This window comes from Williamsia muralis NBRC 105860, assembly GCF_001598915.1.
Classification (GTDB): Bacteria; Actinomycetota; Actinomycetes; order Mycobacteriales; family Mycobacteriaceae; genus Williamsia; species Williamsia muralis.
In genome coordinates, this window is sequence record NZ_BDAP01000014.1 from 1 (window position 1) to 21667 (window position 21667).

General features: G+C 64.7%; 22 protein-coding genes and 1 tRNA gene. 5 read left to right on the forward strand and 18 right to left on the reverse strand.

Annotated features, from left to right (window positions below):
- A partial coding sequence (locus tag WIMU1_RS25315) for a hypothetical protein (protein WP_157366814.1) occupies positions 1 to 381 on the reverse strand: 381 nt, incomplete at its 3' end.
- A gap of 457 nt (positions 382 to 838) precedes the next feature.
- On the opposite strand from WIMU1_RS25315, the gene WIMU1_RS25320 reads away from it, so the two are divergent.
- Entirely contained in the window at positions 839 to 1273 is a 435-nt protein-coding gene (locus WIMU1_RS25320) for an HIT family protein (RefSeq protein WP_062801243.1), read from the forward strand.
- Positions 1266 to 2036, forward strand: coding sequence for an SIR2 family NAD-dependent protein deacylase (locus WIMU1_RS25325; protein WP_062801244.1), 771 nt, complete (start codon positions 1266 to 1268; stop codon positions 2034 to 2036). The genes WIMU1_RS25320 and WIMU1_RS25325 overlap by 8 nt, the downstream gene beginning before the upstream one ends.
- Here the strand turns inward: WIMU1_RS25325 and WIMU1_RS25330 are convergent.
- The 3 genes from WIMU1_RS25330 to WIMU1_RS25340 form a co-directional block, all read right to left on the reverse strand.
- On the reverse strand, positions 2033 to 6196 hold the full coding sequence (locus tag WIMU1_RS25330) for a PDDEXK-like endonuclease domain-containing protein (RefSeq protein ID WP_062801246.1): 4164 nt from the start codon (positions 6194 to 6196) through the stop codon (positions 2033 to 2035). The genes WIMU1_RS25325 and WIMU1_RS25330 overlap by 4 nt on opposite strands.
- Before the next feature lie 127 nt (positions 6197 to 6323).
- On the reverse strand, positions 6324 to 6665 hold the full coding sequence (locus WIMU1_RS25335) for a rhodanese-like domain-containing protein (protein WP_062801248.1): 342 nt from the start codon (positions 6663 to 6665) through the stop codon (positions 6324 to 6326).
- A gap of 225 nt (positions 6666 to 6890) precedes the next feature.
- Positions 6891 to 8669: a DEAD/DEAH box helicase gene (locus WIMU1_RS25340; protein WP_031332837.1), complete on the reverse strand. Its 1779-nt coding sequence runs from the start codon at positions 8667 to 8669 to the stop codon at positions 6891 to 6893.
- A gap of 187 nt (positions 8670 to 8856) precedes the next feature.
- On the opposite strand from WIMU1_RS25340, the gene WIMU1_RS25345 reads away from it, so the two are divergent.
- Positions 8857 to 10647: an AMP-dependent synthetase/ligase gene (locus tag WIMU1_RS25345; RefSeq protein ID WP_062801250.1), complete on the forward strand. Its 1791-nt coding sequence runs from the start codon at positions 8857 to 8859 to the stop codon at positions 10645 to 10647.
- A 108-nt stretch (positions 10648 to 10755) separates the two neighbouring features.
- Here WIMU1_RS25345 and WIMU1_RS26325 read toward each other — a convergent pair whose 3' ends face one another.
- From WIMU1_RS26325 to WIMU1_RS25370, 5 genes are all read right to left on the reverse strand, one after another.
- Positions 10756 to 10923 (reverse strand): hypothetical protein, encoded by a 168-nt coding sequence (locus tag WIMU1_RS26325; RefSeq protein WP_157366815.1) that lies wholly within the window; start codon positions 10921 to 10923, stop codon positions 10756 to 10758.
- A gap of 169 nt (positions 10924 to 11092) precedes the next feature.
- Entirely contained in the window at positions 11093 to 12052 is a 960-nt protein-coding gene (locus tag WIMU1_RS25350) for a serine hydrolase family protein (protein WP_147431389.1), read from the reverse strand.
- Positions 12053 to 12107: 55 nt separating this feature from the next.
- Entirely contained in the window at positions 12108 to 12434 is a 327-nt protein-coding gene (locus WIMU1_RS25355; RefSeq protein WP_062801253.1) for a hypothetical protein, read from the reverse strand.
- 393 nt (positions 12435 to 12827) lie between these two features.
- Positions 12828 to 13229 carry a site-specific integrase gene (locus WIMU1_RS26485; RefSeq protein ID WP_158599273.1) on the reverse strand — a complete coding sequence of 134 codons (402 nt, stop codon included), beginning with the start codon at positions 13227 to 13229 and terminating at the stop codon, positions 12828 to 12830.
- Positions 13230 to 14006: 777 nt separating this feature from the next.
- A tRNA-Leu gene (locus WIMU1_RS25370) sits at positions 14007 to 14091 on the reverse strand.
- A 59-nt stretch (positions 14092 to 14150) separates the two neighbouring features.
- Between WIMU1_RS25370 and WIMU1_RS25375 the strand changes: the two genes are divergently transcribed.
- Together WIMU1_RS25375 and WIMU1_RS25380 are read left to right on the forward strand one after the other, a co-directional pair.
- Positions 14151 to 14609: a hypothetical protein gene (locus WIMU1_RS25375; protein ID WP_062801259.1), complete on the forward strand. Its 459-nt coding sequence runs from the start codon at positions 14151 to 14153 to the stop codon at positions 14607 to 14609.
- Positions 14606 to 14962 (forward strand): DUF3817 domain-containing protein, encoded by a 357-nt coding sequence (locus WIMU1_RS25380; protein ID WP_023960620.1) that lies wholly within the window; start codon positions 14606 to 14608, stop codon positions 14960 to 14962. Before WIMU1_RS25375 ends, WIMU1_RS25380 begins: the two co-directional genes overlap by 4 nt.
- 18 nt (positions 14963 to 14980) lie before the next feature.
- Here the strand turns inward: WIMU1_RS25380 and WIMU1_RS25385 are convergent, their stop codons facing one another.
- From WIMU1_RS25385 to WIMU1_RS25425, 9 genes are all read right to left on the reverse strand, one after another.
- The gene (locus tag WIMU1_RS25385) at positions 14981 to 15598 is read right to left on the reverse strand and encodes a non-canonical purine NTP pyrophosphatase (protein ID WP_062801260.1); all 618 of its coding nucleotides are present in this window, start codon (positions 15596 to 15598) and stop codon (positions 14981 to 14983) included.
- Positions 15598 to 16383, reverse strand: coding sequence for a ribonuclease PH (rph, locus tag WIMU1_RS25390; protein WP_030163832.1), 786 nt, complete (start codon positions 16381 to 16383; stop codon positions 15598 to 15600). The genes WIMU1_RS25385 and rph overlap by 1 nt, the downstream gene beginning before the upstream one ends.
- A 74-nt stretch (positions 16384 to 16457) precedes the next feature.
- Positions 16458 to 17222, reverse strand: a complete 765-nt coding sequence (locus WIMU1_RS25395) for a cyclic nucleotide-degrading phosphodiesterase (protein WP_062801262.1) — start codon at positions 17220 to 17222, stop codon at positions 16458 to 16460.
- 48 nt (positions 17223 to 17270) lie between these two features.
- Complete coding sequence (gene murI / locus WIMU1_RS25400; RefSeq protein WP_062801263.1) at positions 17271 to 18071, reverse strand: glutamate racemase; 801 nt, start codon at positions 18069 to 18071, stop codon at positions 17271 to 17273.
- Positions 18068 to 18781 (reverse strand): rhomboid family intramembrane serine protease, encoded by a 714-nt coding sequence (locus WIMU1_RS25405; protein ID WP_084248566.1) that lies wholly within the window; start codon positions 18779 to 18781, stop codon positions 18068 to 18070. The genes murI and WIMU1_RS25405 overlap by 4 nt, the downstream gene beginning before the upstream one ends.
- 24 nt (positions 18782 to 18805) lie before the next feature.
- Positions 18806 to 19777: a PLP-dependent cysteine synthase family protein gene (locus tag WIMU1_RS25410; RefSeq protein WP_062801265.1), complete on the reverse strand. Its 972-nt coding sequence runs from the start codon at positions 19775 to 19777 to the stop codon at positions 18806 to 18808.
- 10 nt (positions 19778 to 19787) lie between these two features.
- Positions 19788 to 20060, reverse strand: a complete 273-nt coding sequence (locus WIMU1_RS25415) for a MoaD/ThiS family protein (RefSeq protein ID WP_062801287.1) — start codon at positions 20058 to 20060, stop codon at positions 19788 to 19790.
- A 50-nt stretch (positions 20061 to 20110) separates the two neighbouring features.
- Positions 20111 to 20521 carry a M67 family metallopeptidase gene (locus WIMU1_RS25420; RefSeq protein WP_062801289.1) on the reverse strand — a complete coding sequence of 137 codons (411 nt, stop codon included), beginning with the start codon at positions 20519 to 20521 and terminating at the stop codon, positions 20111 to 20113.
- 25 nt (positions 20522 to 20546) lie between these two features.
- A complete protein-coding gene (locus WIMU1_RS25425) occupies positions 20547 to 21641 on the reverse strand; it encodes a P1 family peptidase (protein ID WP_062801267.1) in 1095 nt (364 codons plus the stop codon).
- Positions 21642 to 21667 lie beyond the last annotated feature (26 nt).

Genomic DNA, 21667 nt, shown 5'->3' on the forward strand with positions numbered 1-21667 from the left:
GATGGCCGCCAGCTGAGCAAGCAGGATGCCCGGCACCGACACCGGCGCCGCGGCGAGAGCATGGTCGGCAGGTACCGATTCTTCGGCGTTGTGTGCGTGCACCCAACTGAGTGGATGGAAGCCGTCGGGCCGGACCGCGGCGAGGCGGTCGGCGACCGGCTCGATGAGCCGCTCGGCGGCATCGACGATGTTCGCGATGCTGCGGTCGAGGTCTGCGTCGATGACCAGTTCGGCAAGAATCGGCAGCCAGGGTCCACCTTGTCCCCCGAAGCTGACCGCGTACGGCTCACCTTCTCGCAGTCGGTCGATCAGGATTCCGTCGGGGCGTGCGGCCCACGCTGAGTTTTCTTCGGATCCGGTGCGGAACTGGTGAATCGTCACGAGGCTCCCTCATGTAGCTGTGGTGTTCGTCGGTCGGCGGGCGTGACACCGCGGTAGGTCTTCGTCGGCCACTCGATGTCTGTGGCGGCGCGTGGACGTCTGGAGTCCACCCGTTGGCGGTCGCGGTGATCCGATTCTCGAATCACGCTGCGACGCACTCCTTTTCATCCCTGGACGCACGGCGTCGATGCCGCGGTCTCCTGATGCGCACGATGACCATGTTTGCACACGAAAATGAGGTTTTCCTCATGTTTCAATGTGACCCGTGGGTATACCGGCGAGTAACCCCCGAGGCCGCCACATCGCCGCTTCCGCCCCTTTGTGCCGACCTGCCGCCAAACACCTGCTCAGACGCCCCGAACGAGCGCTCACCCGGGCGCTGAGCAGCCAATTCGAGTCGTTATTGAATTGTTACAATCGAATTGGCCGACTCTTGCGCGCCCACTAGGCTTGGCGCATGAACGAGTGCATCTTCTGCGCCATCGTCGCCAGGACGTCCCCGGCCCACGTCGTCTACGAGGACCCCGAGATCTTGGGGTTCCTCGACATCCGCCCGGTCCGCCCCGGCCACACTCTGCTGGTGCCCAAGCGCCACGCCGCCGACCTCTCAGAACTCGAACCCGAACAGGGCGCCAGACTGTTCCGGGCCGGTCAGCTCGTGGCAGCCGCTCAGCGAGCATCCGCGATTGCCGCCGACGGCGTGAATTTGCTGGTCAACGATGGTCGCGCCGCATTCCAGACCGTGTTCCACTCACATCTGCATGTCGTCCCGAGGCATTACGGCGACAAGTTGACCTTGGCAAAAGGCCTCCTGACCAGGCGGGACAATGATCTGCCCGGGACTGCGGCCATCCTGCGGGCAGAACTGAAAGACCACGCCGCCGATGAGTGACCTCCACCTGAACAGTGATCTGGTGGCGTTGGTGCAAGGCGCCGAATGGGTGACCGTGTGCTCCGGTGCGGGGATGTCCGCAGAGAGTGATGTACCGACGTTTCGCGACGCCGAAACGGGACTCTGGGAGCGTTTCGACCCGACTACGCTGGCTACCCCGGAAGCGTGGTCGGACGACCCAGCTCTCGTGTGGGCCTGGTACCAATGGCGCGCTCATCTCGTGCGGCGTGCGTTTCCCAACCCCGGGCATCATGCGGTGGCCGAGTGGGCGCGGCGCAGAACGGTGATGGTGGTCACCCAGAACGTCGACGACCTACACGAACGGGCCGGCAGCGAAGTGACCGCCCATCTGCATGGCAGCCTCTTCGAACCCCGGTGCTCGCATTGTGGACTGCCCTACGCCGGAACCGACGCCGATCCTGACAGCGCCACCGAGTCCCTTCGGGTGGAACCGCCCATCTGCCCCAATTGCCTCTCCCCTGTCCGACCGGGAGTGGTCTGGTTCGGCGAGTCGCTGCCCCAGGACGCGTGGGAGCGTGCCGCAGACGCGAGCGCCGGTTGCGATCTCCTCATCGTGGTGGGCACGTCGAACATGGTGTATCCGGCAGCATCACTCCCGGAACGCGCACTGGCCGCGGGAATACCGGTGATCGAGATCAACCCTGAGCCAACGCCGTTGAGCCGCAACGTCACCCATTTCCTTCAGACCACCGCGGCGGTCGGGCTGCCCGCGCTACTGAACGTGATCGCAGACGACGCCTAGTCCGCGCCGGACAAGGTCACCGGAGTCCAGGGCTCAGCAGACTCCTGGCCCGCCAAGTCCGGACCGACCGAGTTCGGCTGCACCCCTCGCCGTTCGAGCTCGTCCCACAGACCGTCGAGGGCATGTATCGGGTCGAGCAGGTACTCCGACTCGCGAACCCTCCAGAAACGCCATCCGCACCGGCGGAGCTCGCGTTCACGTTCCATGTCTGCGCGGGCCTGCTCCGGGGTGCTGGTGAACTCGTCGCCGTCGCACTCCACGGCCAGCCGTGCGTCGCTACCGGTGACCACCAGATCGATCGTCCGGTTGTTCACCACCACCTTGGGGTTCACGTAGTACCCGCGATCCACCAGTTCGACAAAGATCTGCTGCTCGAACAGCGAATCGAACGGTTCGGTACGAGAGGTGGTGCTGACGTTGGCCGGGACCGGATCCACCAGCGCGCCTTCGGTTTTCTGCATGTAGGTCAGCAGCGAGTACCGGAGATCGTTGCTCTTGAGGTCATCGGGTTGCACAGAATGCACAAGCCAGAGTTGCTCCATGGCCCGTGACGCCGCGACGTTGATGCGTCGCTGGGATTCGCTGCGCGTCAACGCGTTCACGTTGGTGTCGGGACAGACCACCATCGACAAGAAGATGACGTGCCGTTCGTCGCCCTGGAAGTCCGGGGGTGTTCCGACGCGCAGATTGCGGTCACGCCAGACCTGCGGATCCAGCGCCTCACGAAGGGCCTGCGAGATCAGCTCCACCTGACGTTGGCCCTGCAGCACCACCACCCCGAATGACATCCCGTCGTACCGCGGGTCCTCGATGCATCCGGCCAGCAGTCCTACCAATGCACCGGCCTCGTCGGCATTGACCAGCGAGGAGTTCGATCCCGAACTGCGTGCGCCTTCGACGAAGTGGGTACGCAACGGCGCCAGACGGTCCGCACCGAATTGACGTACCGGGATCAGTGGCGAATCGGGGTAGAACTGCCGGCTGGAGAACTCGATGATCTCGGGCATCGACCGGAAGTGTTCGCGAAGCCGCACCACGTGTCCGAATCGCGTCCGGAGCATCGAGAACAGACTCGACCGCGGCGTGAGGCTGTCCCGCATGTATTGCGGGATGTCCGGCAGGTAGGTGTCGAGTTTGGTGAACACCTCGTCCATCCCGGATCCGCCGAAACCTCCGGGTGCACATTGGCGGTCGTCGCCCACCACGATCACCCGTGGCGCCAGCCACAGCAGGAACAGACTCGAAATGTCCGCCTGGCTCGCTTCGTCCACGATCACCACGTCGAACGAATTCTGCGCCGGCGCAACGGAACTGAGCACCTGAGAAATCGGCATGATCCACGCCGGGACTGCGGTCTGTGCCTGCGCCATGGCGGATCGGGCCGCGAGCCTGAACCGCTCGGCGTGCTTGCCCGAACCCTTGCCGATGTTGGTGATGTGGTCGCGGTAGGACTGCAGTGCCTGCACCTGACTCACCGTCATGTGCTCGAGACATTCGCGCCAGGCACAGGCGGCGGCGAGCCGGGCGGTGAAGTGGGTGATGTCTGCCTCGACCTCGTCGAGGTCGGCTTCGAGCCGCGTCTCCCGTTGGGGGTCGCTGCGGTCCTGCGCCCATTGATAGGCCCGTCGCCACGACCACGCGGCGTCCAGCTCAGCCAGTCGCTCGTCCCAGACCGGGTCGTCTGCTGTTTCCTCGAGAAGCTTCACCAGAGCGGGCGCCTTCTGCTTGAGCCGAAGCTCCAGCAGATCCAGCGCGCCCTGGCTTTCCCGCTCGGCACTTGCGGTGTGCCAGGCGCGACGGGTTTCCAGGATGGCGTCGGGGTCGGCGGCACGCACCGCAGCCAGAAGCGCATCGCCTTCAGGCGAGGGGCCCTTCTCGATCTCGGTGGAGAGCGCGCGGGCGATGTCGTCGAGTTCGCGACGGGCCAACGTGCCGTCGTTGGCGGCAGCGATGGCACCGGCCTGCCGGGCGACCTCCTCGACTTCGTCGATGCTCTTCGGTCGCGGACCCCCGGGACTGATCGCGTTGAGTTCCCGGACCAATTGGTCGCGGCCGGTGAGCAATTCGGACACCCAGGCGAGCTGACCGTCGAGCTGTACCAGTCGGCCGAGCTGAACCGAGCGGGTGCCGGTGGTGTCCATCGGTACGTTCACCTCGGCCAGGATCGCCTGGACGCGTGCGACGGCGTCCAGTACACCGAGGTGGTCGGCGACCAGGCGCATCGACGTGGCGTCGGTCGGAGGCCGGCCGTCCACCAGATACTGTCCCGGCAGCTCTTCGACCGCTTTCTGCTCGGGTGCCTTCCGGAAGCGACCGCGCCACTGACCACCCGCATCGAGGTAGTCGGCAGCTTTCTCGAACACCAACGAGTCACCGGTGTTCGCGCCCGTCGCCTCGACCGTGTGGGTGCCGATCCTCTTGTCGCGCTCGGTCGCGTCGTCGATCACCTCGGACAGCGCCGTCACCCTGTTCCACAGGTACGACGCCTCGCCAGAGAGCAGCCGTTGCGCCATCTGCTGCAGATGCGGCGGGAAGGTGCGCACCTCACGGACGGCGGCGCCGAGCCGGTCACACCGAGTCTTCACCCGGAGCAGCCGGGCGCTGTCGACGTCGGCGAGAATTGCCAGAAGCGAACCGCTGCCGACCATTTGCTCCGACGGACGGTCACGAACGCGCGTGCAGATCCGTTCGAGCTCTACGGTGTCGGGCAGCACGTCGTCGAGCTCGGGCAGATGCTGGGCCAGTCGGTCAGACCAATTCTTGCCACGCTTGCGGAGGAGGTCCAACAGCCGTTCGAACTCGCTCGGTTCCAGTGGCGAGATGGCGCTGTGCAATGGCCCGGGAAGCCAATCGTATTCCGCGGCAACGTCATTGCACTGACGGACGATCTCGGCCGCCGTCCCGCTGTACCCAGCGGCAACCCACTCGTGCTTCTCTGTCTCCGACTCGCGCAATTGCCAGATCTCGCGAAGGATCTGCTCCCGCTTGGCCCGCGCCTGATCCCGTTTGGACCGCACGTTCTTGATCTCGCTCGTCGCGACCCGGGACTGGAAACTGCCCTTGCGGTTCGCGATTGCTTCCACGCTGTCGATGAGCGACTGCGAACCGTCCTTGGTCACGTCGGTGATCGACACCGCGAGTTCCTGCAATTCGGCGGGCAGTTTGTCCCGCAAGACATGCAGCGCCTGAGCCTTTTCCGAGACCACCAACACGCGCTGCCCTTTGGCCAGCAGCGCAGACATCAGGTTGGCGATCGTGTGGGTCTTGCCGGTGCCGGGTGGGCCCTCGACCACAACACCACTGTCGAGTCCCAGCTGGGCCAGGATGTCTCGTTGCTCGACGTTCGACGGCAACGGGTACAGAGCGTCCTCGACCAGTTCCTCAGCCGACATCGCGCCGCTCTCGTGCAATCGCAGCACACGCTCGGAGGCTTCGACAGGCTCGACCAGTTGCGCCAGGCCGATCGGGATGTCGTTCTTTTCGTCGCGAACGGCGGCCATCATGGCCTCGTAGTAGTCGAGCAGCCGTGCTGAGCCACGGCGGCGCAGCACCAGGGCCGGCGCGAGGTCGACCGACGCCGACGCCGGGTCGTCGACCACCGCGCGACGCCACTTGGTGAAGAACTTGTCGATGGAATCGGCGACCGGGGACCGCGTGGTTGCGAGTTGCTCGGCCAGATCGGCCGAACCAGCCAGGTCAAAACCGTCGACACCGGTGAGAAGATGTCCCGCGTGCAACTCGGGTTGCGATTCGCCTGCGAGTGTCACACGGATGATGCCCGCGGCGTGATCGTGTTCGGCGACGACCGCCTGGGTGACAAGGTGCTCCCGGATCGATACCGGCGACTGCACGGTGAGCAGTCCGGACGCGATGACCAGTTCGAGCGACTCGGGGCGTTCGGCGAGCTCGTCGATGGCCTGGGCCAGCGCGTCGTATCCGCTGCTCTGCAGGGTGTTGTCGCGAGCGAGTTCCACGATCACCTGGCCGACTGCGGCGTCACGGATGATCGGGATGTTGTGGTCGTCTCCGAGCCAGACCGTCGCAGCATGGTCCGACACATCACGGATGACCGTGGATTTGGCGCGAATCAGCTCGTGCAGGAACTGCAGCAGGCGCAGCACTCGCGCACGCCGGTCGTCGCCGGGCACCGATTCGGTCATCACGTCCTCGAGTTCAGCCTCAGGTTGACACTCTTGTTCACGTGAACGCTACCCGTTGCGGCCACGAGCTTCACAATTTGAGCGTCGTTTGCCCCGGACAGATCTCGGTGGCATGTAAAGCGAACGGTCAGCGCGGGAGGGCTGACTGCAGCGCCCTGAATCCACCGTCGACGTAGTGGACGTTGGTGTACCCCATCGCGGCGATCTGCTGCGCGATGCGGGCAGCTTGGGAATTGACCGAGACCACATCGATTTCGGTGTCCAGCCCGCGGATGGCAGGTATTCGCTTGTCGGAGTCGGGACTGAATGCGGTGGCGAGCTCGCTCGGTTCCACCACCACAGCTCCGGGCAGACTGCCCTGGTGCCGGACCACCTGAGGCCGCATGTCGACTACAACTGCTTCGCCGCGATCACGATGCTCGGCCGCTTCTTGTGCCGAGATCGGATCAGCCATCGCTACTGGACTCATCACCGTTTCCTAATGCTTTCTGCTTCTCGTCCCTCTGGTACGTCGCCGCCCGCAACGCAGGCGTTACGAGAGCGTGGCCGGGAATTGAACACGATTCCCGCAGAGGTCATGCCGATGCCGGATATTACTGGCCGTCGACGTGATGTTCCAGTCGAGATTTGCGCAGCTCACAGGTCATGGTGTAGGCGAGTGAGACAAGCAGGTCAGGCGTGTGATCAGCAAGTATCAGGGCCGAGCGCGGCCGGCGACCTTCTGCGATCCGCGACGGTCACGGCTGAACGACTTTCCACTGCCGCCACGCGCGGAGGACGAGGAAGAACGTTGCTGACGCGGTGCGCCGTCGTCCTTCTTGATGCCGATGGGCACCCCGCTGATCCGCGTGCCGCGAAGCCGTGTCAGCGTCTCGCGATCCAGGTTGCGGGGCAGTTCGACGAGTGAGTGGTCGTTGCGGATGCTGATGTGACCGAAGTCGCCGCGGGACAAGCCGCCCTCGTTGGCGATGGCGCCCACGATCGCTCCCGGGGTCACGTTGTTCTGGCGGCCGACTGCGAGCCGATACGTCGCGAACTCCACGTCACCGCCGCGACCGGAGCGCTCTGAACGCTCCTTGCGGTCGCGTTCCTTGCGCTCGCCTGCGGGCGGATCCGGCGACATCAGGAACCCGCCGTCCCGCGTCTCGAGAGCCAACGCGGCGGCGATGTCGGCCATCGTCACGTCGTTCTCGCGGGCGTAGTCCTCGATCAGCTTGCGGAAGAGGTCGAGGTTGTCCGAACTCAGATTCTGGGTGATCGATTCGGCGAACTTGGTGACCCGCTGCGCGTTGACATCGTCCACGCTGGGCAACCCGATCTCGTCGAGTGGCTGACGGGTGGCCTTCTCGATGGCCCGGAGCAGATGCCGCTCACGGGGCGAGACGAACAACAGTGCAGTGCCCGATCGACCCGCCCGGCCGGTGCGCCCGATCCGGTGCACGTACGCCTCGGTGTCGTGCGGGATGTCGTAGTTCAGGACGTGCGAGATCCGGTCGACGTCGAGACCGCGCGCAGCCACGTCGGTGGCGACGAGGATGTCGACCTGCCCGTTCTTCAGCTGCGCGATGGTGCGCTCACGCTGCGCCTGGGCGATGTCGCCGTTGATGGCAGCTGCGGAGAACCCACGCGACCGCAGCCGCTCGGCCAGGTCTTCGGTGGCTTGCTTGGTGCGTACGAACACGATCATCGCGTCGAACTGCTCGACCTCGAGGACACGGGTCAGCGCGTCCAATTTGCGCTGGTGAGAGACCTGGAGATACCGCTGCGTGATGTTCGACGCGGTACCGGTCTTGGCCTTCATCGTGACCTCGACCGGGTTCTTGAGGTACTTCTGCGACAGCCGGCCGATCGTCTTCGGCATGGTGGCCGAGAACAACGCCACCTGCTTGGACTCCGGCGTATCGCGCAGGATGCGCTCGACGTCTTCGGCGAAACCCATGTTCAGCATCTCGTCGGCCTCGTCGAGGACGAGGTAGTCCAACTCGGAGATGTCGAGGGTGCCCTTGTCGAGGTGGTCGATGACACGGCCAGGCGTTCCGACGATGATCTGTGCGCCACGGCGAAGTCCCGACAGCTGCACGGTGTAGCTCTGACCGCCATAGATCGGCAGCACCTTCACACCGGGCAGATGTGCCGAGTAGCGGCCGAACGCCTCGGCCACCTGCAGCGCGAGTTCACGCGTCGGAGCCAGGATGAGTGCCTTCGGCTTACGCGCCGATGAGTCGATGCCCGAAAGGATCGGGACGGCGAATGCGGCGGTCTTGCCGGTGCCGGTCTGCGCCAGACCGACCACGTCGCGACCTTCGAGCAGAGGCGGGATGGTTGCCGCCTGGATCGGAGAGGGGGTCTCGTAGCCCACGTCCGTGAGTGCCTGCAACACTCGGGGATCCATCCCGAGGTCGGCGAACGTAACGGTGTCTTCGCTTAAAAGGGCCGCGTCACGCACGGGGGGCCCATCAATACTGTCTGTCATTACTACCTACTGTAGCCGTGAACAGCTCAAATCCGTTATTCGCAGGACAAAACCCCGCCGCAGGGGAATCGCTGTCAGGGTGCCCTACTGACGAGTAGGTTCGAAAGGTAACCTAACCCACAGTTGACGGGTTCCGAGTGCCTCGGTTACCCGCCTCTCCGACACTCCCCTGCCGCAGGAGGCCCTTGTGCAAGAAGTTTCAGTGCCGTCCGACTTCGTCGTTCCGGAAAAGGCGTCCATCGTTGACTCGATGTTGCGGCACCGCGACGAGTCACCGACCAAGGGGCTGTTCAAGCGTCGCGGTGACGACGGCTCCTGGACTCCGATCACCACAAAGGAGTTCGCGGACCTGGTGGACAAGGTCGCCAAGGGTCTGATCGCGTCCGGCATCAAGCACGGCGACCGGGTCTCGATCTGCTCGGCCACCCGCTACGAGTGGACAGTCCTCGACTACGCCGTGTGGCGCGCCGCGGGAACCACGGTCGCCATCTACGAGACCTCCGCCCCCTCGCAGGTGCAGTACATCGTGGAGAACTCCGAGACCTCCTTGCTGTTGGTCGAGACGCCTGCCCAGAAGCAGCAACACAGCTCCGTACTCGCCGACAGTGCCGACCTCAAAGAGATCCTGGTGATCGACGAAGGCGCCATCGACGAGCTCGTTCGCCGTGGCGAATCCGTTGACGATTCCGAACTCGATCAGCGTCTCGCCAACACCCTGTCGAGCGACATCGCCACTCTGGTCTACACATCCGGAACCACGGGCAAGCCCAAGGGCGTCGCACTCACCCACGCGAACTTCCTGCACGAATGCCACGGCGTGCGTGTCACGCTCGGCGACCTGATGTCCGAAGGCAGTTCGACCCTGCTGTTCCTGCCGCTCGCGCACGTGTTCGCCCGGATCATCTCGGTCGCCTCGATCGTGCACCTCGTTCAGCTCGGCCACACCACCGTGGGGCCGACGCTCCTCGATGATCTCGCGGCCTTCAAGCCCAGCTACCTCCTGTCGGTCCCCCGCGTATTCGAAAAGGTGTACAACAGCGCCAAGCAGAAGGCCGAGGACGGCGGCAAGGGCAAGATCTTCGGGGCTGCCACCGACACCGCCATCGAATACTCGAAGGCACTGGAGAACGGCGGAGCCGGGCTGGTCCTCAAGGCCAAGCACAAGGTCTTCGATGTGCTCGTCTATTCCAAGCTCCGCGCGGCGCTCGGTGGCGAGTGCACAAGCGCGGTGTCCGGCGGCGCCGCACTCGGCGCCCGACTCGGCCACTTCTTCCGTGGCATCGGGATCCCCATCTACGAGGGCTACGGCCTGAGTGAGACCACCGCCGCCGTCACGGTCAATGCCGAAGGCGCACAACGCATCGGAACAGTCGGCCGTCCGGTGTACGGACAATCGGTCGCCATTGCCGACGACGGCGAGGTGCTACTCAAGGGCCCAGTGGTCTTCGGTGGGTACTGGAAGAACGAGCAGGCCACGGCCGAGGCAATCAAGGATGGCTGGTTCCACACCGGTGATATCGGGACGCTTGATGACGGCTACCTGTCGATCACCGGCCGCAAGAAGGAACTCATCGTCACGGCCGGCGGCAAGAACGTCTCCCCCGCGCAGATGGAAGATGCGATCCGCGCGCATCCGCTGGTCAGTCAGGCGCTGGTCGTCGGTGACAACAAGCCCTTCATCGCCGCTCTGGTCACCCTTGACCCCGAAGCATTGCCCGGTTGGCTCGAGCGCAACAACCTCCCCGCCGACACCGCGGTCGCGGATCTCGTCGACAACAAGACGTTGATCGCCGATATCGATGTGGCCATCAAGACCGCAAACGATCAGGTGTCAAAGGCCGAGGCCATCAAGAAGTTCCGGATCATCGAGAACGACTTCACCATCGAGACGGGCGAGTTGACGCCCACCCTCAAGCTCAAGCGCAACGTCATCCATGACTCCCACGCCGACGAGATCGAGGGCCTCTACACCAAGTAGCGGCAGCAACAACCACGCGAGCGGTTGGCACCTACAGGTGCCAACCGCTCGTTTGTTTTTCCGGAAGTTATGCGGACTGCTCTGGCAGCCGGGGTTACGTGTCGACGGCTACTTCAGGATGAGCACCAGTACGACAACCGCCAAGATCGCGGCGAGGATGAGCCACTCCCACTTGTCGCCGCCGTTCTTGTCTCCACTGTTCTTCCGTTCGGGCTCAGGTCTGTTGAGTGCACGGAATCCACTCGTCCATGGCGGCGGGGGCGGAAACGGACTCACAACAAACACCTTTCGAAGACTGCACTTTTTGGTCTGTGGGGCAAACGATCCGTGCCGGCGGTTTCGTTCCCGGTGGCGATCGACGTCACACCACAGTCTTGGCCGGCGCCCGGTGCTCAATCCGCGGCAGTCACGACCTGGCCGAAAGATGTTGTCGCTGTGGGACACATCAGTGGAGCTGCCCGCGTGGGTCGAGTTGCATCGTGTCGTTGTCTGCGAGAGACAACGCGGACCCGACCGCCGACGCCACGGCAGTCAGGCCGTCGCGCGAAGTCGCCCAACTCGCCTCGTAGGGTTGGCGGCTCAGCAGCGCGACCACGAATCTGTGATCGGGTCCGACGAACCCGGCGCTGTGGAGGTAGGCAGTCTGCTCGAAGCAACACATCCACCCCTGCTTGACCACAGGCGCATCCGCCGCGCCGATTGCGAGCAGACCGAAGTCTTGAGAGAAGCCGTCGGCAGCCACCCCCGGCGCCGATGCCAGCGCACCCAGGATCAACTGACGGTCCGGCTCCGGCAATTTCGATACATGCGCGTAGATCCGAACGACATCGGCAGCCGACGTGACCATCTCGCCCCAGTACGAAGCATCCTGCGGTGGTTGGGTTTCGGTGAGTCCGAGCCGTTCACTCACCCGCGACACCGCGCCTTGCCCGTCGAACCGTGTCCACAGTTCGTTCATCGCGACGTCATCGCTGAGACCGAGTGCGCGCTCGATCAGAGCGACATCCGAGTCGGCCACAGGCAATTGTTCAGCACGGCGACGTTCGACGATGTCGACCACCACAACCAACTTCGTGAGCGACGCCGCATACATCGGCGTGGCACTGGCCGAACCCGACGACTCCCCGGTGCCGGTGTCCAGTACCGCCATTCCCAAGTCGAGCCCCGGCCGGGCCATCGCAACGGTTTCGGCAGCCGCCACCGCCCTGCCGACGAAGCCGCCGACCACACTGCGGCGGTCAGCAGATCCAGCCGGCGTATGGTCGTCCACGTCCCGTGCACTGCCCACACCACACACAAACGCACCGACAGATGCCGTCAGAACCAGTTGCACAGCGATCATCGCGACCGCGACGACTATGCGAACGGGCCGCGTGGAGGTCAGGGACGACGGACGCGCAGACATACTGGACTCCAGCGTCCTCGGGTTCGGCCAAGCTCGCCACCCGCGACGACTGTGCTCACGTATCACGTTCGCCGGCAACCCCTTCCGCCGGTCGAAGCGCCCATCCAGGAACCCAATGGGTCACCTTCTCCTCTCTCCCCTTGGCCGGGATGGTGTAGGTGACCTTGCCGAACCATTCGCCCCATTCGGTCATGCCCCACTCGGTGAGCACTCCCATCGTCTTCTTCCGGAATTGGAGTCCATCAGGGTGATAGGACCCCGAGTGGTGGGGTTGGTAGGCGTACAGCGTGATCAGGTCAACCGTCACCGCCATATGCCCGACCCCCACAAAGGCCGGACGGCGCGGTTGCCCGCTGTCTCCTCCGATTCCGGCCGTCTTCATGGTTCGACCATACGTTCGAATCGGTGCTAGTCTCAAGCCCGGCGGGGCGGTCACCTGTGGACGTGGATTTCGGACATGGAGGAGCCGCCCTGTCTATCGGCAACGGATACGCCGCGGGCCGACTCGCCGCGGATCTGCGTTCAGTCACGCGGCTGTCGCCGACGTTGGCGTACGAAACTCCGGACAGCCGGCGCAGAGATTTGTGGTGCGCGAGGGGGACTTGAACCCCAGCTTCCATGCAGGTCGAACAGTCACTCGGCCCGTTTGCCCACATAATGCCCACGGCTGAATCCAGCCTATTGGCAACATCATCGAGGCCATCGTCGAAAAGCTCCGCGTAGACGTCGAGCGTCATCGCCACCGATGAGTGCCCCACATCTTTCTGGATCGCCTTCACATTCGCTCCCGCCTCCACGGCCAGCGATGCCGCAGTGTGGATGCGGCGTGAAGCGTGGAAGGCCGGCCGCAACGATCGACTGCTGCCACCAAACCGCGGGTGTACGGCGGCAGTGGTAGGTGCTTCCGTCCTTCGACCACAGCAACTCGTGCGGCCCTTCCCTCACACAGCGCCGAGATCCGACCCATCGGAAAGGACGGCACCGGAACGGTGCGCTCGCGGTGACTCTTCGTCGTGCCCACGATGATCATGCCGTCAACCTCGACCGCGTTGTCCCGGACGACGGGGCGCTTGCGGAGTGTGTTGACACCGCGGACGCGCAAGCCTGTTGCCTCACCCCGCCGGATGCCGGTGTAGCCCAGCGCCAGCGCCAGCACCGGCGGGTAGACGTTTAACACCGAGAAGTCCGAAATCAACTATCTGCGACGAAATTGCTGTTAGCTAGAGGCAGGGGCGCGGAAGGGCATCAGATGAGCGACCATGGCTACGTACAGAGCAACCAACGCTGCCCCGACTGTGGGGCGGTGATGCTGGCCGACGTCGCCTACCGCGACGGTTCGCCTGGTAGCGCCTCTGTAGACCGGACGGTGTGTGGCCTCGATTGCCAGGGCAGCCGATGTGGCCACCAGTTCACCAAGCGAGAATGGGCTGTACGCACCCGCCCATAACGCTGACTCCTGCGCCAGGCCTGGCGACTGGCGCTGCCTAGCTCAGTGGGTCTTTTTGAAGTCCGGAACCATCACGACGCCATCCAATCCCCTGGCTTGCGCGTGGGTTTCACGACCTGTATGTGGGTGTCGCCGTGGTGTACGGCACTGTAGAGATCGCTGCTCACGGCGACGTACCGGATCTGAGCCTCAAGCCACGCACACACACGACGCATGTCTGATGGTTCAGAGCGATCACTGGTCAATCGTCACTAGCTCGTCCTGGTTCGAGGAGGCAAAGTTCGTCCAAGTCGCAAGTCAGAACTATAACCGCGCACACCTCGACGGCAGCGACCCAGAACGCGACGAGAATGATGAGCTCAACGAAGACTGAAAGCCGGTCGCGTGCCCACATCCTGCCCACTAACGGCGCAGAAAGCGGCTCGAACACAGTCACAGCGACTCGCGCACGAAGACCGATCAACAGCAGGTGAGACACCGGAAACGGGCACTATCTGGATGTTCGAATGGTGCGCGAGGGGGGACTTGAACCCCCACGTCCGTAGACACTGGAACCTAAATCCAGCGCGTCTGCCAATTCCGCCACTCGCGCGTGCAGAGCACAGCGTACCGGCTGACCAGCGCGTTGCAGTACTTAGGTACCGTCAAGATATGGATCCCATCAAGCACCGGCATCGACCAGCACTCATCGTGCTGGTGATCGTCGCCGCGCTGGCATGTCTCGCGCTGGCGTGGTGGCAGTGGGATCGCTTCGAATCGAGCTCGGGTACCGGCCAGAACCTGGGGTACGCACTCCAGTGGCCGGCCTTCGCCATATTCGTGGTCTACGCGTATCGCCGATTTGTGGTGCTCGAGTCGGACCCCGTCGAAGTCCTGAAGCTGCAATCGAACAAGGGCATGACGGAGATTCCAGACGGAGTCCTGCCGCCTCGGCCCGCACCGGCCAGCCCCCCAGCGGACGACAGCCCTGAAAGCGATCAGCTGGCCGAATACAACCAGATACTCGCCGAACTCGCGGGTAACAACCCGCGCCAAACCGGCCCCGACCCCGACCTCGAGATGGTCGACACCGACCCGCACACGAACAACACGCAACGGAGCAATCAGTGACCGAGACCCCGGCCGAACAGACCGCGCCTGCAACCACGGCGACGCCGAGCAAGATAAAGGGCGCGTTGCTTCGGTACCGGGTGATGGCGTGGGTCACCGGCCTCTGGTTGCTGCTCCTCGTGGCCGAACTGGTCCTCAAATACGGCTTCGACGTCGATGCGCTCGACTTCGTGCCGATCGTCCACGGTTGGGTGTACTTCGTGTACCTCATCATGGCCATCGACCTCGGTATCAAGGTCCGCTGGCCTCTGGGCAAGGCCGTCTACACCCTGATCGCCGGCACCATCCCGTTCCTGTCGTTCTGGGTGGAACACAAGCGCACCCAAGAGATCAAGGCACAGTTCGGGGTCTGAGGCCCCGGCCAGGAGCGGCTAGCTCCGTGCCAGTTCCTGCAGAGCGGGCACGAGTTGTGTCAGTGCACGACCGCGGTGACTGAGCGCGTCCTTCTCGGATGCAGACAGCTCGGCCGCTGTCCGTCCGTCCGCCGCCTCGTCATCGGGTACAAAAACGGGGTCATAGCCGAAACCGTTGTCGCCCAGAGGCGCATCGATGATGCGGCCACGCCATTCGCCGCGGACCACCACCTCCCCGGTAGCCGTCACCAGTGCGCACGCGGAGACAAAGGCCCCCCCTCGGCGCTCGGCGGGTACGTCGCGCATCTGGCCGAGCAGCAGTGACGTGTTCGCCTCGTCGTCGCCGTGGCGCCCCGACCACCGGGCGGACAACACGCCGGGCATACCGCGCAGGGCATCCACCTCGATGCCCGAATCGTCTGCGATGCAGGCCAATCCGGTGGCGGCAAACCCGTCCCGAGCCTTGGCGAGGGCATTCTCTTCGAACGTGGCGCCGGTCTCGGGTGCCTCGTCGTACTCAGGCACCTCGTCCAGACCGACGACCTCCAGACCGCTGATGCCCGCACGCTCGAGGACTCGTCTGAGTTCGGCGAGCTTCTTGCTGTTGCGGCTGGCGACCAGGAGACGCTGAGCCATCAGCTACCGAAAGCCTTGCGCTTGCCGGACACCTCGGGTTCGGGCAACGTGCCGGGGTACGGCAGGGCCAGAGCCTCGCGCTGGACCTCGAAGATCTTCTCGGTACCGAGCATCGCCATGTCGAGAAGGCGGTCGAGGGTCGATCGCGGGAAGGTCGCACCTTCGCCCGTGCCCTGGATCTCGACGAGGGTGCCGGTGTCGGTGGCGACCACGTTCATGTCCACCTCGGCGCGCGAATCCTCTTCGTACGGAAGGTCGATCCGCACCCGGCCATCCACCACGCCGACACTCACCGCGGCGATCGCGCACGAGATCGGTTGGGGGTCGGCCAGCTTGCCCGCGGCGTTGAGATAGGTGACCGCGTCGCAGAGCGCGACGTACGCGCCTGTGATCGCTGCGGTGCGGGTGCCGCCGTCGGCCTGGAGCACATCACAGTCGAGGGCAATGGTGTTCTCCCCCAACGCCGCCAGGTCGATACATGCACGCAGCGACCGGCCGATCAGGCGACTGATCTCCTGGGTGCGTCCGCCGACCTTGCCCTTGACCGACTCGCGGTCGGACCGATCGTGGGTGGCAGCGGGCAACATCGCGTACTCCGCGGTCAGCCAGCCCAGTCCCGAGCCGCGCCGCCACCGCGGGACGCCCTCGGTGACGCTGGCCGTACACATTACCCGGGTCTGTCCGAATTCCACCAACACAGATCCGGCGGGGTGGTTGGTGAATCCGCGGGTGATGGTGACCTTCCGCAGTTCGTCGTCTACTCGGCCATCAGCGCGTCTACTCACACCGACACCCTATCGACACCACCTGGCACCGTGGGCGGGTGCCCGATATCTCGTCCGGGCATCCCGGCAGTTCGTCAGCCGATATCGATCTGCTCGTCGCGACGCACAACGCGGATCGGGCCGTCGTACACCTCGCGGGCCTCGGCAAGCATGTCGTCGGGCCACGTCCACGGTGGAAGATGGGTCAGGGCAAGGCTCTTGACGCCGGCCTTGGCCGCGGCCTCGCCTGCCTCCCTGCCGGACAAATGCAGGTTCGGCGGCCTGTTCTGCGGATCGTGGGTCCACGACGCCTCACAGAGGAACACATCGGCGCCCTGGGCCAGTTCGATGAGCTCATCGCACACGCCGGTGTCGCCGCTGTAGGCCAGTACCTCGCCACCTGGGCCAGTGATCCGAAGTCCGAACGTCGAAGGTGGATGGTTCACCTTCCGGGCCAGGATCCTCATCCCGCCCAGTTCGATCTCCTCCTGGTCGGTCCATGTGGACACTTCGAAGGTGTCGCTGATGTCGTCGATCTTCCCCGGGTACTCCGATGATGCAGCGCCGATCCGGGCCGCTGTTCCGGGAGGTCCGATGAGTGTTCCCCTGCCGATGGCGGGAATCGGGTTGTAGCGGCGCCACACCAGCAGACCGGGCAGATCAAGGCAATGGTCGGCGTGCAGATGGCTCAACATCACCGCGACCTCGTTGGGGTCGGCATGCTGCTGCAACGAACCCAGGACGCCGGGGCCGAAGTCCATCACCACCGGTTGGCCGCCAGGAACCGTCAGCAAATATCCGGACGCCGGCGAATCCGGGCCCGCCAAACTGCCCGAACAACCCAGCACGGTCAAACGCATGCAGCCATGCTGCCACGCCGGCTCACCTTGCCGTCGGCGGACGGTCGATCAGGCGTGTTGAACTGCGCCGATGGCCGGGCCGAGGAAACGTGTGGCCAGCCGGGCGAACATCTCGGGATCACCGGTGGCCTGAAAAACGCGGTCGGCGGGCACGTCGGAGGGTGGCCGCAAGAGGTCGGTGGATGTCAGCACCCGCAACACATCTTTGGCGGTTTCTTCCGCGCTCGAGACCAGGGTGACCTCGTCACCCACGGCCAGCTGAATGACACCCGACAGCATCGGGTAGTGCGTGCAGCCGAGCACCACCGTGTCGACTCCCGCCTGGGCCAGCGGCTCGAGGTATCCCTGGGCGAGGCCGAGAACCTGCCGACCGCTGGTGATCCCCCGTTCGACGAAGTCTACGAAGCGTGGGCAGGGCACCGAGGTGATCACCGCGTTCTGGGCAGCGGCGAAAGAGTCCTCATAGGCACGAGACGCGATGGTGGCCTCGGTGCCGATGACACCGATGCGGCCCGATCGCGTTGCCGCCACCGCACGGCGAACGGCGGGCAGCACAACCTCGATGACGGGCACGGGGTAGCGCTCGCGAGCATCACGCAGGCAGGCGGCCGATGCGGTGTTGCAGGCGATGACAAGAGCCTTGACACCGCGATCGACCAACTCGTCACCGATGGCGAGTGCATGAGCGCGGATCTGGGGAATGGTCAACGGCCCGTAGGGGCCGTTGGCGGTGTCGCCGATGTAGATGATGTTCTCGGACGGCAGCTGGTCGATCACCGCACGCGCCACGGTGAGACCGCCCACCCCCGAATCGAAGATGCCGATCGGCGCGTCCACATCCGCGCTCACAGGGCTGTGCCCCGATTGTTCCCGAAACCATTGGCGCCCACGCCGTTGGCGCCGTACGGAGTCGGCGCGGTGGCGTGATCGCGTTTACGGTCCTTCCCGGAGAGATACCACGCGGCCAGCACTCCGCCGATCGCCCCGAAGAGATGGCCCTGCCAGGAGACGCGGCCGTCGGTGGGGACCACACCCCACAGCACACCGCCGTAGACGAAGAACACCACCACGCCCAGCAAGATCTGCCAGATGTCGCGGTTGAACAAGCCGCGAACCAGGATGTAGGTGAGCCAGCCGAAGATGATGCCCGAGGCACCGACCGTGACGACATCCGCCGGCGAGAAGAGCCAGACGCCCAGACCGGACACGACCCACACGATGAGTGTGGTGACGATGAACCGCTTGGCCATCAGAACCAGGAAGCCGAGCACCATCCCGGGAATCGTGTTGGCCAGCAGGTGTTCCCACCCATCGTGCAGGAACGGCGAGAACACGATGCCCGAGAGACCGTCCGTCTCACGCGACTCGATACCCGCGCTGTCCAGGTCATGATCGCTCACCGCGTCGATCGCCTCGACGACGTACAGCAGGGCGGTCAACGCGACGATGACTACCGTGGACCGCAGCCACAACGGCCAGGAGGTTCGCTTGGCCTCGGCGGACCCGGATGGCGTGAGTCCGCCACCGGCACCGCCGTACGGGCCGAGTGATCCGGTCATGTGTCTCCGATCGATGTCCGATGATCAGGCCCAGAGATGGCCTTCGAGCCCTTCACCTGCTTCGTCGAGGCTACCTTCGTACACCCCCGTCGACAGATACTTCCATCCGGCATCGCACACGACAAAGGCGATGTCTGCGCGTTCACCGGCCTTGTCGGCCTTGCGCGCAACGCCGAGGGCAGCGTGCAGAATAGCTCCGGTCGAGATGCCGGCAAAGATTCCTTCGCTCTCGATGAGCTCCCGGACGCGGCGAACGGCGTTGTGGCTGTCGACCGAATACCGCATCGACAGGATCGTCTCGTCGTACAACTCGGGCACAAAACCCTCATCGATGTTGCGAAGTCCGTAGACCTCGTCGCCGTAACGCGGTTCGGCGGCCACGATCTGGACTTCTGGACGGGCCTCGCGCAGGTACCGTCCGACACCCATCAGAGTGCCGGTGGTGCCGAGTCCGGCAACAAAATGGGTGATTTCCGGCAGGTCGGCGACGATCTCGGGACCGGTGCCCTCGTAGTGCGCGAGCGCATTCGCAGGATTGCCGTATTGGTAGAGCATCACCCAATCGGGGTTGTCCACCGCGAGTTCCTTCGCCATCGCCACGGCCTTGTTCGACCCGCCGGCCGCGGGTGAGGAGATGATCTCCGCCCCGAACATGGTCAGCAGCTGACGTCGTTCGATCGACGTGTTCTCGGGCATCACGCAGATGAGCTTGTAGCCCTTGAGTTTTGCGGCCATCGCGAGCGAGATGCCGGTGTTGCCGCTGGTCGGTTCCAGGATGGTGTCCCCCGGCTTGAGGGCGCCGTCGGTCTCGGCCTGCTCGATCATGCGCAGCGCCGGTCGATCCTTGATCGACCCGGTCGGGTTCCGGTCCTCCAGCTTGGCCCACAGCCGGATCGCCGGCCCGCTGTCATCGGCGTGCCAGCGCGGCGACAGCCGTTGCAGCCCGATGAGCGGGGTACCACCGACAGAGTCGATCAGCGATTCGTAACGGGTCATCGAGGTACGGTCAGCCGCCGGCGACCGCGGGCAGGATGGTGACCTCATCGCCGTCCGCAACGGAGGTGTCCAGGCCGCCGGAGAAACGAACGTCCTCGTCGTTGACGTAGACGTTGACAAAGCGGTGGAGTTTGCCGGACGCGATCAGCCGGTCCTTGAGCCCCTCGTGGCTGGCATCGAGGTTGTCGATCAACTCACCGAGCGTCGCCCCATTGGACTCGACCCGCTTGTTGCCGTCGGTGTACGTACGCAGGATTGTCGGGATGGAAACGGTTACTGCCATGGCGAACTCCTTCTGTGTGGCCGAGCTGTGGTGTGCGTCGTGGCACACGACTAGTGGTCGTCGATCGTGATCTGTTCTTCGGTGGCCGAGCCGTCAACGATCCGGTAGCTGCGGATCTCCTCGCTGTCGGCGTCGCGGGTGGAGATGAGCACGTAGTGGGCGTTCGGTTCGGATGCGAACGAGATGTCGGTTCGGCTCGGATAGGCCTCCGTCGCGGTGTGCGAGTGGTAGATCACCACAGGCTCTTCGTCGGCCCGATCCATCTCACGCCACACCTTGAGCTGCTCCCCGGAGTCGAAGCGGTAGAACGTCGGGCTGCGCTCGGCGTTTGTCATCGCGATGAACCGCTCGGGCCGGTCCGAACCCTCCGGTCCGGCGATCACCCCGCATGCCTCGTCGGGATGGTCGGCGCGGGCGTGCGCCACCATCTGGTCCACCAGCGATCGACTGATGTTGAGCACACCCACCTCCGTTGTCACGCACCCGTCACCGAAGTGCAAATGCTGAAGGCAACGTCTGGCGGTAGGACGGTATTCCGGCAACCGGATCAGCCGACAGGACAGCCTTGACGATGGCCCGCTGAACGGCAGTGGCCGCCGCTTCCCCGATCACCGCTACAAGGGCAGCTTGCTGGTTCATCCCCATCGGGATCGCCGGTGCCTCGCCCTCCCCCGGGGTGGGTGTCACCGCGCCGGTGGCAACAGCGAACAATGTGTCCCCGTCAAGCGGCGAGTGCGCCGGCCGAATGGCTCGTGCCAGACCGTCGTGCGCTGTCATCGCAACCCGTGTGGCCGATGCCGGGTCCAGAGCGGCATCGGTGGCGATCACCCCGATCGTGGTGTTCAGTGCCGTCGATTTGGTTGTGAGCGAACGTAGTTGAGCAATCTCCTCGATTGCGGGAGGACGCAGCCCGTAGTAGTCGAGTTCTGAGGGACCCGCACCCCAGGGCACACCGGTGGACGGATCGATCACTGCACCGACCGGATTCGCAACCACCAGCGCCGCCACCGTGATGCCCGTGGCCGGCCCGTTGGTGATCCTGACACTCGCCGATCCGACGCCACCTTTCAGTTCGCCGGCCCGCGCCCCGGCTCCTGCGCCCACCGAACCGGATGTCACATCGGTGCTCGCCGCTGCGGCCGCCCGCTCCCCGAACTCGCGATCCGGCCGCGCCGACCAGTCACCCACCGCGAGGTCGAAGATCACCGCGGCGGGAACGATCGGGACCACCGAACCGCGGGTGTCCATGACCAGACCCGTGCCCTGCTCCTCCAGGAAGGTCATCACCCCGTCGGCAGCGGCGAGACCGTAGGCGCTCCCGCCCGTGAGGACCACGGCATGGGCTTGCTGCACCGTGTTGGTGGGATCGAGGAGGTCGGTTTCGCGAGTGCCGGGCCCCCCGCCGCGTACATCGACGGCCGCGACTGCACCGTCCGGCAGCAGCACGACGGTGGTGCCCGTGGCCCAGCCCTCGCCTGCCTGATCCTCGGTGGCCACGCTGACCTCGTCGTTGACCCGATGGTGATGTCCGACTCGTACGCCGCGCACGTCGGCGATCGAGTCGGTCGGCCCCGGAATCATGGCTTGTTCCTCACGTTCGGGCCGGC